Source organism: Acinetobacter sp. 12966 (genome assembly GCF_031196995.1).
Taxonomy (GTDB): domain Bacteria; phylum Pseudomonadota; class Gammaproteobacteria; order Pseudomonadales; family Moraxellaceae; genus Acinetobacter; species Acinetobacter geminorum.
This window is the reverse complement of record NZ_JAVIMC010000059.1, coordinates 77,216-93,592: the sequence shown is the minus strand read 5'-3', so window position 1 is coordinate 93,592 and position 16,377 is coordinate 77,216. Positions and strand designations below refer to the sequence as shown.

At 37.5% G+C, this 16,377-nt stretch carries 18 protein-coding genes and 2 pseudogenes; 7 read left to right on the top strand and 13 right to left on the bottom strand.

Going from position 1 to position 16,377, the window contains the following annotated elements; translation table 11 throughout:
* Nucleotides 1–9: 9 nt before the first annotated feature.
* The 5 genes from RFW85_RS09010 to ispH all read right to left on the bottom strand — a co-directional run bounded on the left by RFW85_RS09010 (nt 10) and on the right by ispH (nt 3,964).
* Complete coding sequence (locus RFW85_RS09010) at nt 10–819, bottom strand: PilX N-terminal domain-containing pilus assembly protein (protein WP_005067126.1); 810 nt, start codon at nt 817–819, stop codon at nt 10–12.
* Entirely contained in the window at nt 816–1,817 is a 1,002-nt protein-coding gene (locus tag RFW85_RS09005) for a PilW family protein (protein ID WP_032057268.1), read from the bottom strand. Before RFW85_RS09005 ends, RFW85_RS09010 begins: the two co-directional genes overlap by 4 nt.
* A complete protein-coding gene (pilV, locus tag RFW85_RS09000; RefSeq protein ID WP_078219781.1) occupies nt 1,817–2,377 on the bottom strand; it encodes a type IV pilus modification protein PilV in 561 nt (186 codons plus the stop codon). Before pilV ends, RFW85_RS09005 begins: the two co-directional genes overlap by 1 nt.
* Nucleotides 2,371–2,844 carry a GspH/FimT family pseudopilin gene (locus RFW85_RS08995; RefSeq protein WP_309171438.1) on the bottom strand — a complete coding sequence of 158 codons (474 nt, stop codon included), beginning with the start codon at nt 2,842–2,844 and terminating at the stop codon, nt 2,371–2,373. The genes pilV and RFW85_RS08995 overlap by 7 nt, the downstream gene beginning before the upstream one ends.
* 169 nt (nt 2,845–3,013) lie before the next feature.
* Entirely contained in the window at nt 3,014–3,964 is a 951-nt protein-coding gene (gene ispH / locus RFW85_RS08990; protein ID WP_002116992.1) for a 4-hydroxy-3-methylbut-2-enyl diphosphate reductase, read from the bottom strand.
* Nucleotides 3,965–4,086: 122 nt separating this feature from the next.
* Between ispH and gmk the strand changes: the two genes are divergently transcribed.
* The 5 genes and pseudogenes from gmk to RFW85_RS08965 all read left to right on the top strand — a co-directional run bounded on the left by gmk (nt 4,087) and on the right by RFW85_RS08965 (nt 7,910).
* Nucleotides 4,087–4,716, top strand: a complete 630-nt coding sequence (gmk, locus tag RFW85_RS08985) for a guanylate kinase (protein ID WP_005804544.1) — start codon at nt 4,087–4,089, stop codon at nt 4,714–4,716.
* 72 nt (nt 4,717–4,788) lie between these two features.
* Entirely contained in the window at nt 4,789–5,067 is a 279-nt protein-coding gene (gene rpoZ, locus RFW85_RS08980) for a DNA-directed RNA polymerase subunit omega (protein ID WP_002116990.1), read from the top strand.
* A gap of 38 nt (nt 5,068–5,105) precedes the next feature.
* A pseudogene (locus tag RFW85_RS08975) lies at nt 5,106–5,258 on the top strand (hypothetical protein).
* Between the two features lie 18 nt (nt 5,259–5,276).
* Nucleotides 5,277–7,382 carry a bifunctional (p)ppGpp synthetase/guanosine-3',5'-bis(diphosphate) 3'-pyrophosphohydrolase gene (locus tag RFW85_RS08970; protein WP_002116807.1) on the top strand — a complete coding sequence of 702 codons (2,106 nt, stop codon included), beginning with the start codon at nt 5,277–5,279 and terminating at the stop codon, nt 7,380–7,382.
* Between the two features lie 144 nt (nt 7,383–7,526).
* Nucleotides 7,527–7,910 (top strand): RidA family protein, encoded by a 384-nt coding sequence (locus tag RFW85_RS08965; RefSeq protein WP_170249180.1) that lies wholly within the window; start codon nt 7,527–7,529, stop codon nt 7,908–7,910.
* Here RFW85_RS08965 and RFW85_RS08960 read toward each other — a convergent pair.
* Nucleotides 7,900–8,027, bottom strand: a pseudogene (locus tag RFW85_RS08960) (hypothetical protein). The gene RFW85_RS08965 and the pseudogene RFW85_RS08960 overlap by 11 nt on opposite strands.
* Before the next feature lie 102 nt (nt 8,028–8,129).
* On the opposite strand from RFW85_RS08960, the gene RFW85_RS08955 reads away from it, so the two are divergent.
* Complete coding sequence (locus RFW85_RS08955) at nt 8,130–8,324, top strand: bacterioferritin-associated ferredoxin (RefSeq protein WP_000289091.1); 195 nt, start codon at nt 8,130–8,132, stop codon at nt 8,322–8,324.
* Between the two features lie 245 nt (nt 8,325–8,569).
* Nucleotides 8,570–9,034 (top strand): bacterioferritin, encoded by a 465-nt coding sequence (gene bfr, locus RFW85_RS08950; RefSeq protein ID WP_016143648.1) that lies wholly within the window; start codon nt 8,570–8,572, stop codon nt 9,032–9,034.
* 42 nt (nt 9,035–9,076) lie between these two features.
* Here bfr and RFW85_RS08945 read toward each other — a convergent pair whose 3' ends face one another.
* The 7 genes from RFW85_RS08945 to RFW85_RS08915 form a co-directional block, all read right to left on the bottom strand.
* On the bottom strand, nt 9,077–10,705 hold the full coding sequence (locus tag RFW85_RS08945; protein WP_309171437.1) for a Wzy polymerase domain-containing protein: 1,629 nt from the start codon (nt 10,703–10,705) through the stop codon (nt 9,077–9,079).
* Nucleotides 10,706–10,814: 109 nt separating this feature from the next.
* Entirely contained in the window at nt 10,815–12,128 is a 1,314-nt protein-coding gene (locus tag RFW85_RS08940) for an O-antigen ligase family protein (protein WP_309171436.1), read from the bottom strand.
* A gap of 57 nt (nt 12,129–12,185) precedes the next feature.
* Nucleotides 12,186–12,620 carry a pilin gene (locus tag RFW85_RS08935; RefSeq protein ID WP_309171435.1) on the bottom strand — a complete coding sequence of 145 codons (435 nt, stop codon included), beginning with the start codon at nt 12,618–12,620 and terminating at the stop codon, nt 12,186–12,188.
* A 347-nt stretch (nt 12,621–12,967) separates the two neighbouring features.
* A complete protein-coding gene (locus RFW85_RS08930) occupies nt 12,968–13,528 on the bottom strand; it encodes a TPM domain-containing protein (protein WP_309171434.1) in 561 nt (186 codons plus the stop codon).
* Nucleotides 13,522–14,604, bottom strand: a complete 1,083-nt coding sequence (locus RFW85_RS08925; RefSeq protein ID WP_309171433.1) for a TPM domain-containing protein — start codon at nt 14,602–14,604, stop codon at nt 13,522–13,524. The genes RFW85_RS08930 and RFW85_RS08925 overlap by 7 nt, the downstream gene beginning before the upstream one ends.
* Before the next feature lie 24 nt (nt 14,605–14,628).
* Nucleotides 14,629–15,219, bottom strand: coding sequence for a LemA family protein (locus RFW85_RS08920; RefSeq protein WP_002117090.1), 591 nt, complete (start codon nt 15,217–15,219; stop codon nt 14,629–14,631).
* A 130-nt stretch (nt 15,220–15,349) separates the two neighbouring features.
* A complete protein-coding gene (locus RFW85_RS08915; protein ID WP_309171432.1) occupies nt 15,350–16,237 on the bottom strand; it encodes a metal-dependent hydrolase in 888 nt (295 codons plus the stop codon).
* Nucleotides 16,238–16,377: the final 140 nt, after the last annotated feature.

The following is a 16,377-nucleotide window of genomic DNA, read 5'->3' as shown; positions in this document are numbered from 1 at the left end:
TATTCCCCGTTATGAACCTGGTGCCGTAATTTGAGTGAGTTTATTGGTATAGTTAAATTCTTGAACTTGAGTACTAAAAGGCACGTTATGATTTGCCAAACACTCCGCCAATGTTTGTTTAGCCGTTAATGCGGTATCAAAATTATCACTAATTTTTGCCGAACTCGTGCTTAAGCAATCTCTTTGTAAAGTTTCAATAGAGGTAGAAGCATAGGCTGGTAAAAACGCAGTTGTGATCACTCGAATACGTTGCGTAGACAACATGCTTTTAGGAAGTTGCGTGCCTTCCGAGGTGTTTGTTCCTCGTGGTAAATTTGAACCTGGGATATCGCTAGCAGCATCTGTTGGAACACTTACAGCAACTTGGGTAACCACTGCTTGACGATTACTTCCATAGTCAGTTGTTAAATTGCAAAAACCCGCCACTCCGCCATCTTCGACAACCGCATTATTGGCACTTCCTGCTCGAAGTAAACTTGCACCTCTGGTTTGAGCAAAATTTGTTGCTGTAGAAACAGGCTTATAACAAAAGTTGTATTCTGCGCCTGGGTTACTTTCATGCTCTTTAAGCGCGGCGCCAATCACATTGGTAATATTAGTTAGGGTGGTAGGATTCATCTGCACAATGAGTTCTAAAGGTGTGTCAGATGACTGAAAATTTAATTGGCTAACTTGGCTATTCGTAGCAACTTTTAAAGAAACAATAGCCACTCTTATTGCTAAAACACCTACAGAAATAACAATCAATAAAATAATAAGTACAACAATAAGGGTTGCCCCTTTTTCTTTAGACCTACTTTTATGAATTAAATGGGTCATAGACTTTCCCCCATCGCGTTGCGTAGAGCAATTGTTAAGTTATAAGTGCGGCGTAAGAATCGAGTTGTATTATCAGAAGCATGCACGGTTTGATCTAACATAAAAAAAGATTGCTCAGGATCTATTGCTTTGCTTTGAGCATTATTAGTAGAGCGCGCTAATACAGATATTTGTATTGAAAGAATTCGTGGCGGCATCACAGATGGTGTGGCATCTCGTGCAGCCTGTGCAGCAGCGCGATATTGGGGAATGGTATAATAAGCAAAATTGCCAGCCGCATTTTTTGCACCAAACAGAACATGGAAATGATCAATACGCGGCAATACAATTTGACCAGCGTCGCCCAACCCAGCAATAGTGGTCGGTTGAGCTGTGGCTACAGCTGAGGGAGTATTTGCATCACATGCAAGAGCATAATCTTGCTGGGAACTACCATTACTATCCAGACGTAAAAAATAACGCTCTACAATTAAATCTCCTGCAAGTACATTCACACCTTCACAATTGGTCATATTCGTAGGCGCAATAAATTGGATAGTCAATTGATCACTTTGCACAACTGCATTTGAACTATTCTGTATATTTGAAAGACCTTTCCAATGATTACTCACGGTACTCACCGTATCGCCGGCACCACGACTGAGTAATGTGTCAGCAATATAGGTATTTGTTCCAACGTTAGGGACAAAATTAACATTGTTGTTATTTGTTGCAGTGGAGCCAGTTAATACAACACCACCCCAAGGGGTTGTATCAGTTAATATTGGATTGGTTACATTCCCATAATTTAGAAGGCGTATATCTCGGGCAATATATTCCAATCCAAAAATACCGCTATCTTGTATTTCAGCATTTGCTTTTTGTAGACGACTTGATAGAAGTCCACCAATAAATAATTGAGTCGCCGCGGCCACCAAAATTAGACCTAAAGCCAATGCCACCATCAGCTCAATTAATGTAAAGCCTCGTTGTTTCCACGATACAAATGAGTGAGCCATTAATATGCCTCCATCATTAAACAGTTCGAATTATTGACATAAACACCATTTGTACTCATACAACTCGACACATCCGCGCTAGTGACTCCCTCATTTGTTGTAATTACTGGAGCGGTTTTTCCCCAAAAAACAAACAAACATTGCCTCTGCTGGGCCATTGTGCTTGTAACCCCTGGGCAATTCGTCATTGTAATTTTCATGCCAAGTTGATCAGCATTTCTTGCTGCTTGATATGCATCAAATTGGGCAAGCTGAGAAGGTGTACAAGCTGCATTGAAACACAACGTAGGAGCTGCGGTGGTAGATGAATAGTTGCTATAACTACGGACAAATGCGGGATACTGACTAGCTTGAGAACTATTTACGCGAATGTTTTCTGCTAATCCTCTCATGATCATAATCGCTTGAGATTTGCTTAATGCCTCTGAAGAAGCATCCATAGCACGGACTTGCAAGGCAACATATCCTAAAACCCCTATCGCAATTAAAATTAGGGCAACCAACACTTCTAATAAACCCACCCCAACTTGAGCTTTTTGTTTAGAGCCCTGCATTAACATGTCTCCTCAGCTTTAAAAATTAATGTGCCAAGCTTTGTTAAAATAAGAATTTTCTTTTTATTTATTTTTGAATTACAGATAGATAAAAGTGTGTCTTGGGTGATATTGGTTATTACCCCATTCGCATTAAAAGTTAAAGTCGTCGCTGTTAACGAACTCTGCGTACCGTCAGCAGCGATATTTTTAAGCTCAAGACTGTTATTGGAATCAGCTTTCCAATTCAAGGAAGTGGGAGTATTTAAAGCTGTTGAATTCAGATTAATAGAAACATCCTGTCGACCAAGTATGGCTTGGTTCTTTGCTTCCGATAAAGTATTGATTAGATCTCGTTGGTTTCCATCTAGTCGTTTGCTTTCTAATAAATTCGACATAGATGGTGCAGCCATCATCGCAATAATAGCCATGACCGCAATCGTCACCATAAGCTCAACCAAGGTGAACCCATCTTGCGGAATAATTACCCTCATCCCCATACCCCAAATAAACTTTAAAATTTTTTATTTATTAATTAAATTTTACTTCTCATGTTTACAAAACAAATACAAAGCAGATAAAGGGTATAAAAAAACAGATAACTGTCATATCAACACTTATCTGTTTAATTTTTTAAAATCAGTATGTTAAATACATCACACTTTACGCTTGAGTCACATGAATGCGTAATTCTTTAGGAAGACTAAAGGTTATGTTCTCTTCACGCCCATCTAATTCTTTCGGTGCTTGAGCACCCCAATCTTGTAAACGTTGAATTACTTGTTTAATCAAGATTTCTGGCGCAGAGGCACCAGCAGTAACACCAATTTTACAAGTCTCATTGAACCATGACTGCTCTAATTGATCAGCGTTATCTACAAGGTAAGCGGCTTTACCCATACGCTCTGCAAGCTCACGCAATCGATTTGAATTTGATGAGTTAGGTGAACCTACAACCAATACGACATCACACTTCTCAGCTAAATCACGCACAGCATCTTGTCTGTTTTGAGTTGCATAGCAAATGTCATCTTTACGCGGACCTTGAATATGCGGAAATTTTGCACGCAAAGCATCAATAACCTTAGCTGTATCATCAATAGAAAGCGTTGTTTGAGTTACAAATGCAAGTTTCTCAGGATGTCGTACGGTAAGTGCAGCAACATCTTCTTCATCTTCAACCAGATAAATATCACCGCCTTTTAATTTGTCATATTGCCCCATTGTGCCTTCGACTTCCGGGTGCCCTTCATGACCAATTAAAATCGCTTCAGTACCTTCACGCGCATATTTAGTCACTTCAATATGAACTTTAGTCACTAAAGGACAAGTCGCATCGAAAACTTTTAAACCTCGGCGTTCAGCTTCTTGTTGAACTGCTTTTGAAACACCGTGCGCACTAAAAATTACAATTGAATCATCTGGCACTTGGTCCAGCTCATCAACGAAAACAGCCCCTCTTTGGCGTAAGTCATCTACCACAAATTTATTGTGTACAACTTCATGACGTACATAAATAGGAGGATTGAAACATTCTAAAGCCCGATTGACGATTGCTATGGCTCGATCAACACCGGCACAAAAACCACGCGGATTAGCTAACACAATTTCCATAACAGCCTCAAAATTAATAAAACAGGGGAATTTCTCTTGAATATTTGCAATTAAAACTATTCAGTTTAAACGCACGGTACACTACAATAGCGAAGATATTTTATCATATCAGGAAAAATATCATGTCGGGTCTATTGTTTGTCGTTTCTGCTGCATCAGGAACGGGCAAAACATCTTTGGTAAAAGCCCTGCTTGACCGTGTGAGCAATTTACATGTTTCAGTCTCGCATACAACCCGAGGTCAACGTCCCGGTGAGTTAGATGGTGTTCACTATCACTTCACTACAAAAGATGAATTTCTAGACCAAGTCAACCATGATGGATTTATCGAATACGCTGAGGTATTTGGTAACTACTATGGCACTTCTCAAGCTACTGTAAAACAACAGCTAGCTCAAGGACACGATGTCTTACTTGAAATTGATTGGCAAGGTGCAGAACAAGTACGCAAACTTTTCCCTGAATCCAAACAAATATTCATTTTACCCCCAACTCAATTTGATCTACGTCAGCGTTTATCTAATCGCGGCACTGACTCAGTTGAAGTCATTGAGCATCGTTTAAGCTGTGCAGTAGAAGATATGCAGCACTACACGAACTTTGATTACATCATTATCAATGATGATTTTAATAAAGCCTTACATGAGCTTGAAGCTGTAATTACAGCGAACCGTTTGGTGCTATCTCAGCAAGCAAAACGTCATCAAGCTTTAATTCAGGACTTGATTACTCCTCAACCAAAACAGGAATAACTTGAGTCTAGATCGAAAGCCTTTTATACTATTTAGTCTGTTCAAATTTACCATTCCAGAACGAGAACTTTTATGGCACGCGTCACCGTTGAAGATTGTTTAGATCATGTAGACAACCGTTTTGAGCTTGTGCTCGTTGCAAGTAAACGTGCTCGTCAATTGGCACGTCAAGGCATGGAGCCAACTGTAGAATGGGATAACGACAAACCGACTGTAGTTTCTTTGCGCGAAATCGCGGCAGGGCACGTTACGAAAGAAATTCTTAAACAACGTGAGCAAGATTACCAAACTTCTAGTCTTGATCTTGCCCTTTCTACAAACAGCTTGAATTTAGAAGGTTTTTCTTTCTAATTTACTCTGTTTCATAAAAAAACCATCGTTTTCCTGCGATGGTTTTTTATTTGGCTTTGCGCCATATTTAAAGATATTGAGAAAAGCAATTATTTTCATTGAAAAAAAAATACACTTTTTCAAATGAAAAAATTGACAAGTTCCGCAATATGCTTTTCATTAAGAAGCAGATAGATTTAGTTTTTCAGTAATAGGAAAAAGGGTGATTTATGCCAGGCGAAGAGGTCAGCCAAGCCAAGCAACAGCTCAAATTAATTATCGACCCTTACTTATCGGTAAGCGAAGTCGAAAAAGTGCTTGCTGCCTGCGATTTTGCCGATCTAGCGCATACTGGCATTACACGTAAAAGTGGAGAGCCCTATATTCTGCACCCTATCGCTGTAAGTTGCATTCTTGCAAACATGCGTTTAGATGCTGAAACTTTAATGGCAGCACTTTTGCATGATGTTATTGAAGATACTCAATATACAAAAGAAGATATTATTGAAAAGTTTGGCCTAACAGTTGCAGAGCTAGTCGATGGTGTAACCAAACTTAGCCAATCAAGCGATAAAGAATATAACAAGGCAGCTTCATTCCGAAAAATTCTGCAAGCAACCTTACAAGATCCACGTGTCATCATTATTAAATTAGCAGATCGCTATCACAATATGACAACTCTAGGTGCTTTACGTCCAGACAAACGTGCCCGCATTGCTCAAGAGACTTTTGATATATTTGTACCGATGGCAAGATTAGTCGGCATGAATGAAATGGGCGATAATCTAGAGAATCTTTGTTATCAAAACCTTGACCTTGATATGTTTGATAACGTTCAAAATGCTCTGCTTCAAACAAAACCCGAACGTTGTAAATATCAAAGTATCTGGGAACAAAACCTCGCTGAACTCCTTCATAATTATCATATTCAAGGCCGTATTAAAAAGAAAAATAACAATATCGAATTATTACGCCATTTCGTTAAAAACGAGATGGACCTCCAAGAGCTTACCCATAGTCATGCTTTTGAAATTGTTCTACAAAGCATTGCCGACTGTGACCGCTTAGAAGAAGCATTAAGAGAAAACTTTCAGGTTATCCAGTACCAAGACCATATTCGTCGACCATTACCCGGCGGTAATCAGTCTTTATTGATTAAACTTAAAGGCGAAAAAACCACACTATCTCTTACTATTCAAACTGAGCTCATGCGTAAAGCTGCCCGTTTTGGGGTAGTGTTAGGTGAAAATGCGCCGCAAACTTGCCGCTCTGCCATTCAGGCTTCAATGCAGAACTTAAATACATTGATTGACGGTGAATGTGCTAAAACAACTTTTAATGATTTGCTTGATTATCTGCATCAAGAAAAAATCTGGGTATATACACCACATGGTCAACTGCATGAGCTACCGCAAGGCGCTACCGTAGTTGATTTTGCTTATTCAGCAAGTTTATTTTTAGGTAACCACGCAGTTGGCGCAAAAGTCGATGGTGAGATTAAACCACTTTCCACCCCATTAGTTAGCGGTCAGGTTATCGAGATTATTACGGATGTTTTGGCAACACCAAACCCAGACTGGCTAAGCTTTATTAATACGCAAAAAGCACGTCGTGCATTACAGCATGTACTAAAAGATCAAGATATCGAAGAACAACGTCTTGTTGGTGCACAAGCGCTTTCTCGAGCACTAAAACTCTTTAATCGTTCAATCAATGATCTTTCCGAAGCTGATTGGCTAGATCTATTACAATGGCGCCATATCGATAATAAAAATACATTGTTTGAACAAATTGCGGTTGGTGATTTACTACCTCAGCTTGTAGCAAATCACCTGTTTGCTCATGATAAACATCCGCAAGTAGAAAACTCAGATCGACTTATTCAAAGTACGGAAGGAGTCGACGTTAAATATGCGCACTGCTGTAATCCTATTCTAGGCGATCCAATTCAAGGACATTTAACGCGTCGCGGATTAATTGTGCATCGTATTCGCTGTCATAACTTGCTACATGAACAGCATCTACATCCTGAAAATATCATGCCGCTTCAATGGAAAGCAGATGATGTAGATGATGTCCGTTTTACAGCCTACCTTGCTATTTATATGGCAATGAATGATGAACAAGTATCAGACCTGATCTATCAATGTCGTAAAAATAACGCTGGGGTAGAGATGGTTCACTCAAATGAGCAAAGAACTTTTGTGAATATTGTAGTGAATAACCGTAAACATATTGCAAAAGTCATTCGTGATTTACGCATGCACTATGGTTTCCCACGGATTGAACGTTTAGATGCTCCTGCTCCGCAAATGGAAATTTCAAAAGTAAGCTAATCAGCTACAAGAATTATTGGCCAGATTTATGTTTCTTTAACAAAATCAAACTTTCCAAATTCACTTAATCAATTAAATCGATGATACTTTTGTCCAAAGCTATCATCGATTATGATGGAAATAGATTTAATCAAGGAGAACCAAATGTCCCGCCAAGTCATTCATACTGAAAATGCCCCTGCTGCTATCGGCACATACTCTCAAGCTATTTTAGTAGACAATACGCTATATCTTTCAGGGCAAATTGGTTTAGACCCATACAGTATGGAACTTGTAGAAGGTATCGAATCTCAAATTCGCCGTGTATTTGATAATTTAAAAGCAGTTTGTGAAGCTGCTGGTGGTTCACTTGCAGATATTGCTAAGCTCAATATTTTTTTAACTGACCTATCAAATTTCCAACTCGTGAACCAAATTATGGGTGAATATTTTGCTCAACCCTACCCTGCACGTGCAGCTCTTGGTGTAGCAAGCTTGCCAAAAGGTGCATTAGTGGAAATGGATGGAATTGTAATTATTAATCAATAAGATATAAATTTTCAAACTATCCAACTTTAAATATTTAGTTTTTAAAACATGAACCACCTTTGTATAAAAATCTAAATTCTTTTTAGATTTCCGCTTAGGTGGTATTTTTTTATCCAAAATCCCAATAATGATAAATGAGATTTTAAATGAATTTCATTGACAAACGATAATAATTATCAATAATATCAATTATCGCATTTATATTTGGGGATCACTCCCATGTACGTTTGCTTGTGTCGTGGCATTACCGATCAGGATATTAAAGACGCTATTGAAAATGGCGCTGAAAGCTATCGTGAAATTCGCGATTTACTTGATCTTGGTACATGTTGTGGACGCTGTGCACCAGAGGCCCGCGCTATCATTAGCGAAGAATTAGCAGAAATCGCTGCTCGCATTTCTGTAGCTGCATAATAAAAATTAATATTTAACAAAATTTATTGACTCCTCCACCGCTTTTTTTGCGGAACATTCATAGTTCCTCATTCAAGCGGTTTTTTTTGGCATAAAAACACCCTTTCTAATATTGTGTTGTTTTTGATTGCGATTTTCATTTGCTGTTCCATAAATTACTCGCCATCGCTATGATTGTTCACTAAAATGAATTTATAGATTGCCTTAATTAAGTTTGAGGCAGAAATTGTTTTGGAGTAGCTACAATGAAAGGCAATCGTGATGTCATTAATCAGCTCAATCAAGTGCTGTATCATCATTTAACTGCAATTAATCAATACTTTTTACATTCGCGCATGTTTAATGACTGGGGAATTGAGCAGCTTGGTTCTGCTGAATATAAAGAATCAATTCGTCAAATGAAACATGCCGATAAAATCATTGAACGTATTTTATTTTTAGAAGGACTACCTAACCTCCAACATTTAGGTAAGCTTTATATTGGTCAACACACAGAAGAAGTTCTGCACTGTGACATTCGTAAAGTAAAAGAAAATATAGAAGCAATTCAAAAAGCGGTTGCTTTAGCTGAAACAGAGCAAGACTATGTCACCCGCGACCTTGTTCAAGAAATTTTAGAAAAAGAAGAAGAATATTGGGATTGGTTAGATACTCAAATTGATCTTATTGGCAGCGTAGGTATTGAAAACTATATCCAGAGCCAAATGTAATTTCTCATAAAAAATCCCCTTGAGTACAAGGGGATTTTTTTATTACTTTTCTTTTAATAACCCTGATAGCGTTATTTTTTGCTTATAGAGTCGCTGTAAAATAAATATTTGCTGCTGTGCCTGCTCCACTTTTCCATTATAAGCCAGTAATTTTGCGTATTTACGCAAGTTATATGGAGTAGGTTTATTCTTCACAAAATTTTCCCATTGATCCAAATTAGCTTCAGATAATAGTGTGTGGGGATTAAGTTCAATCCAACGTAAACGCTGCTCAAACTGCGTTAAAACAAAAATTTTACCGCTTCCCATAAATTCGGCATTTGGACGCTTATTATTAAAAAGCAAATTACTATTTAAAACATAGACATTATAATCACGTAAAATCGCAATAATAAGCAGTAAACTTACACCCCATGATAAGCGAAGAATATGTTTGTTGAGGATAATTCCTTTCAGAACAGGAGTCTGAGCTTGCACAATACCAAGCAGGAACCCACAAGTAAGCAAGAAATAAGCATAACGTTGTGGAAACTCTAACATGGCATGAATAAGTACTGTACATACCATCATAATCGCTATGATCGAGATGGCATTTTTAGCTTGTTGATTTAACCAAATAAACCAGCAAGCAAAGTAGGTAATGATTACAGCACCCAGTGGAATACCATTCCAGATAATTAGATCAAGCAGTACATTATGAGCACTGGTAGTCCACTCTCCTGTTGGGAAAGCATGATAAACCGTCATTTGTGCCACACTGGTTTGATTCCAACCATAACCCAACCAAGGGTGCTGCTGTACGGCAAGCAACATTTGTGACCAGATATTAAAGCGCAAATACCCAGAGCTTGCTCTTTCAACCAAACTACTTGCCTGAGTTACATCAGTACTTACCCATGCTTCAATTAAACTAGTAGCAAACGGCAATACTATGCCTGCCATTACAAAAAAACCAACACACCACAAAAAACCTTGAATAAATCCAAATCTTTTTTGTTTTCCAAATTGTTTAACTATCCAGTAGATGAATAAGAATGGAAAAACGATCCATGATGTTCGTGATTGACTTAAAGCAATTGTGAACAAAATAATCAGCGCTGAAGGCACTAATAACCAAAGTGTTACTTTATTTTTTTCATATAAATACAAACATCCTAATAATCCAATAATTAAGAATGTCGCCATGTTGTTGGGTTGACCAAAATTTCCGTAAGGACGGTTACCGATCAGATGAAGGCTATAAATTAAATGTGATTCAATATTCAGCCACTGGAAAATTGCTATAAGACTGGTTAATAGCGATGTAATAATTACTAATAAGCTAAAACCTGAAAAAATTTGCTCTCTCTTTTTTTGATCTAGAGATAGGTTGTAGCCAGCTAGGACCATAAACCAAAAACCTAATAAGTAAAATGAACTTAATAAGGCCGTACTTAAATCAAAAACTAAACCAAAGCCCCACTGCACAATAGGAATTAAAGTAAATGGCAGCAACAATAATTGTGCTCTCGGAATTTTAATATTTTGTTGGATTAGGGCCACCAATACACATAACCCAGCCCCAAAAGTACTCACTTCACTTGAGAACATGACCCAAGGGCTATAGTGAAATGGGGATAACCAAGCAAATCCTAGAAGGATTGCGGCAATAAATAATAATAGGACTTGCATAGAGAGGCGTTTAGTAACGATCAAGACTTGAGAGATTATACATGGAAGCTTCAGAAAAATTGTAAGAAAGCCAGAATAGGTTCGTAAAGCTGAAGATTCTCAAGTTAAATTACGGAATCTGCCTAGCCGGAATTAGATGTTCAGTTCCACCATATTCCCAAAAATTTGGAGCCATCCGACCAATATAACTCTCACAATTCCAACATGTTAGATCTTGTCCCAAATAAACTATAGTAATATATAGGAACATCGCCATCCATAAGCCCAGAAGAATCTTTGTAACCCCATAAAACTGTTGTAAATTGCGTTCACCACTTCTCTTTTGGGAAAAAGCAAATGCTATGAATAAGACACAAGCAATTTGTGAAGCTGGATATACCATACTTCCCGAGAACATAGCATCAACTAAGATTGCAGCTACCCCAGCTTTCGCGACAGGTGTAACTTCTTTAGCTCGGAATAATCCAAACAGTTGATAAATCATCCAAACTAAAAATATAACTCCAACTACTCCCCATTCAAAAACAAGCCTTAAATACAAGTTATGTATATGATGTCCATAACTATATTGAATTTTTGAGAGATAACCTCCACCCACCCCCAAAAATGGACTATTTTTCCATTGTTCAAACATAAATAACCACATTTCTGAACGTAAAGATGTCCCTGTACGCAATACTGTCATCGTATTTTTATCGGCCAGATAAATGACTCCCTTATGTACTAAAAATGCAAAAAGCATATATCCTATAGTCTGTAAAATCAGATTACGATTTTGCCTAGAAGAAATAAATAAAAATAATAAGCCTGTCATTACTGCTAATAAAGCTGATCTCGCTCCATCAAACAACCAAGCCAAGGTGAAGAAGAAGGTTACTGTCGGGTACAAATAATTAATATATCTATATTTTTCGGTTTTCAAAAAAATTGCAAAAAAGAATATAGGCACTATAACACTATCAAAAATACGTATCGTGCCAGAGTTAAATTGCCAATCAAACCATTGCTGATAAATAATAAAGTTAACTATAGAAATTAAAATAAATAAGCATGGAATAAGTGCTGAAATTACAATCAGAACCATACCATGTGTGATATTTTTTTCATCTTTAAAAGTATAAGCTAATGTAGATAATATGAATAACAATACTATTACCGACCAAAGCTCTTGAAACTGAAAAATATTATAATTAGTTAGCTGTATAACAATTAATATGCCTATAAGAAAAAAAATAGTTTGAGTGAAGATCGAATATTCTATTTTTTTTTCGAAAAATAAAGCTAATAAAGCACACAGTGCCAATGGAAACTGTAATAAGCGGAGCTCATCGTATTGAAAAACTGCCCAGCCTAATCGCCCTCCTAACACACTAAAAATCAAATACAATACTATTGAAAAATATAAGATATTATTTTTTTCCATTTCAAATACGTCCAATAAAAAAGAGAGGTTGAAACCTCTCTTTTTTATTAATTTAACTTATGAACCACGGCAGTTAGCTGGTAAATATTTCGGTTTCATATTCGCGCCAACAGCAGAACATGCCCACTGAACAGTACCAGTTGTATTATTATATGATGGCACTAGTTTAATACCATCAGTCGCTGTAACACCCCCACCAACAGCAGCTGTTGCTAGCACAGTAATAGTACCATTGCTAACAGCTAATGATGTAACATACTGAGTTGCATTACTAGAACAACCTGCAGCATCCGTATCAGCAGGAGCAGCATTTTTAGTTTGATAATATTCTGAAACTGAATTTTTACACGAACTTGCTGTAGAAATTAATTCTGTTACTTTTGAACGAGTCATATAATCCTGATAAGCAGGAATCGCTACAGCAGCCAAAATACCAATAATGGCAACCACGATCATAAGTTCGATTAACGTAAAACCTTTTTGTGCATTCATAGCCTTTTCCCCAAAGATTGTATGTATGTTTTTATATAAGCTTTTTCAGCTATCAACTATATTGCAGCATCCATGCCAACTCTTATTTTATTTAAAAAACAAATACTTAATAAAAATTCAACTATTCTTAAATATTAAATAGGTGTAAGTAATTGACAAAAAATGTCATATGAATTTTTATGAAAAAACTTCACGCATTAAAAAAAATAAATTACACAATTCAAATTTTATGTTTATTTATGTGAACAAAATCTCTTTAAAAATAAATAAGCAGGTGACATTTTTTGTCATCCATCTTAAGAAATAAAATTTAAAAAATATGAGATATAGAACTTTTAGAAAATAACTTAATTAATAATAATTGGAGCATTCCCCAATTCATTAGATTGATCAGGCATGTTTTCGTCATAAAACTTTGACAGCACCTCTCCAATTTGTTGTACGCCAATCACTACAGCTTGTTGATATTCTTTTTGTTTAAGCTTTTGTACTATTGCTTCACAAATCTGTTGCCAGACTTGCTCGTTAGTCGTATTTCTGATACCACGGTCAAATATAATTTCTACTGTTCGTTCACATAAATTTAAGTATAACAACACGCCACTATTTAAGGCGGTATCCCAAACACCTAATTCCGCAAATAATTGCTGTGCTCTTAATCGAGTATTTTGTCTGTAGGCTTGTGACACTGGAATATGACCTTCAATTACAACCTGTATTTCTCCAACATGCCCATGTTCTGCTTGCTGTACAGCATCTGCAATAGCTTGCTTATCTTGTTTTGAAAAATAACGACTACTAGCAGGTAAATAGCATAGATGTTTAAACCAACGTTTTATGCTTGGCTCTACAGATTCCTCAATTTTTGGTTGAGTAATAATTTGTGTTGTTTCTGATGTTGTTACCATGAGCCTGAAGCACCTCCACCGCCAAAACGGCCTCCGCCGCCACCATAGCCTCCGCCACCTCCGCCGAAGCCTCCTCCGCGTCCGCCACCGCCAGAACCACTTAAAATGGCCTGTAAAATAAGTTGGGCAATTGATGTAATGAGTAAAAAGAAAATACCAAAACCAAGTAGTAAGCTAGTGACCAACCCTGCCCCATTTACGAATCCTGCTACCGCAGCAGCCACACCTGCTGTAGATGCACTAAGCGGACGACCAACAATAAATGATCCCACAACCCCAGCAACAAGAATAAATAAAGCCATTGTAAGCGTTGTTTGTTTGGCTTGTTGTTCTTCGGCAGCTTGATGTTGGCGTTCTTTTAAATCTTGGGCAGCTTGCTGAGCTACTTCTGGGTCAAGATTTAAAATTCTTCCAATTTCATCCAGACCTGCATTTAAACCTTGTGCATATTGGGCTTGTTTAAAATAAGGGGTAATTTGATTTCGAATAATTCGACTTGCAACAATATCAGGTAATACCCCTTCTAAACCATAGCCAGTTAGTATTTGTATACGGCGGTCATTTACAGCGACTGCAATGAGTAATCCATTGTCACGTTTAGATGATCCTAATTGCCACTTTTCACCAACTCGTAACGCATAATCAAAGATATCTTCTTGGCCAGTGGTAGGAACAATAACGACACCAATCTGCGCTTTGCCTTGTTGGTACAAACTTAGAATTTTTTGATCAAGTTGCTGCTTCTCAGCCTCGCTTAAGATATTGGCTTGATCAATAACAGGCTGGTTTAAAGTTGGCAAACCACGAATTGATTCGCCATCAGCCATATCATTCGCAACTTGGACTTGAGGAGCAGAACTTGAAGCAGCTTGCCCTTCTAGTTTAGTTGCAGTAGCTTGAGTTTGTTGCTTTTGAATAATTTTGCCAGCAACTATTGCGTCTGCCTCATCGGTAGCAGTTGCAATATTACTTTCACTCCATGCCGTATTCTGAAAAAGAACACCACAACAGAGCAAAATTAAGGTCGAAATAAAGACCTTAATTTGCTTTGATTGAAGCAATAGAGTATTTCTCATACGGCACTCCTTTGATTTATAAAATTAATCAAAAGAAACTTTTGGAGCCTGTTGTGCGGATGCTTCTGCAGAGAAATTGGCTTTTGGATGCATACCAATTACTTTTGCTGTTACTGCCTGAGGGAACTGACGCACATATGAGTTATAGTCTTGTACTGTTGTAATGTAACGATTACGTGCAACAGCAATACGGTTTTCCGTACCCTCAAGCTGAACTTGTAATTCTTGGAATTGAGTATTGGCTTTCAAATCTGGGTAATTTTCCGAAACAGCAATGAGTCGAGATAATGCCCCTGTTAATTGACTTTGAGCCTGTTGATATTTTTCAAGTAAAGCTGGATCTTCTAAAACTTCTTTATCAACTTTTAAACCTGCAACATTAGAACGTGCCTGAGTTACTTCGGTTAATACTTGCTCTTCGTGCTTAGCATAGCCTTTAACAACGTTTACAAGGTTTGGTACCAAATCTGATCGACGTTGATATTGGTTCTGTACTTCAGACCACGCTGCTGTTACAGCCTCATCTTTTACTTGTAGAGTGTTATAGCCACATCCCGAAAACAGTAAGGTACTGGCAAGTGTTGTTGCGATTGCAAATTGTTTCAACGTTTTCATCGTCACTTTATCCTCAAGTTTTTCTTTATATTTTTAACCTCTTTACCTGATTGTATGATGAATTAGGCATTATTGTGTTGCTTTTATTTTATTGATTTAAAAAAACCGGATTTTTAAATCCGGTTATCTATTAGCTCAATCGCTGATCTTTTTCTTGTTCAAAACTTGCCATTTGATATTCTTCTGCTAAAGAGCTTTTCCAATAATTAACCATCCTGCCATAATCTTTTTGACTCGGATGAAAGTCTTTTTTGTAATATGCGAAGTATTCAGGCATTAACTGAATAAGCATCTTCATCAGCAAATATAATCCAAATAAATTACCCCCGATTTTAGGTAAGCTATTCCATTTATCTTGCCAAAATAAACGAGTTGTCCCATAAAAAGCGAGACTCGCAAATCCTGTAGTGACGCTGCGCATGAGTAAACGACGGATACGATCATCACCATATACATGTTGATAAACATCAAATGCAACCGAACGGTGTTCAATTTCTTCAATCGCATGCCATACCCAAAGTTTTAGCGCATCTTCATCTAGGGTTTTTAATAACTCTGGATGTTGTAAGACATATCCCCCAAGTAAAGCAGTGAAATGTTCAAATGCACAGGTCAACGCCAATTGCAGCTTAGGTGGAATTGTTCTTAAATATTTATCGCGCTCATTTAGCCAATTTTGAAAACTGTCCAGATTATAATCATCACGTCGCCAAGCTTCATTAAACTCGCCATGTGCTTTGGAATGCATGGCCTCTTGTCCAATAAACGCCGCAATTTGTGCTTGTAGCTGAGGATCTGAGACTTTATCACGCACATTACGTACACTATTTACAAAAAATTGCTCACCCACCGGAAACGTTGATGAGAGTGCAGTTAAAAAATGCGACATGAGGGGTGAATTTGCAAAATAGTGCCGCTTGATCGCCTTTGGATTAAATTCAAGACGACGCACTGTAATACCCAACGCTTTTCGACGATTTAAATATGATTTTTCTGCCGTCATACCTGCGATGTTCATATTCAACACCTACTGTATTGAAGAAGGAAGTTTCGAGTATGTCGCGAGCTTTAAACGCTAAAAAGGGCAAAAAAGCTTATTATATTTGCCAAAAACATCAAAGTGAGTAATGGTAGACAATAAAAAAGCCTACTTGAAGT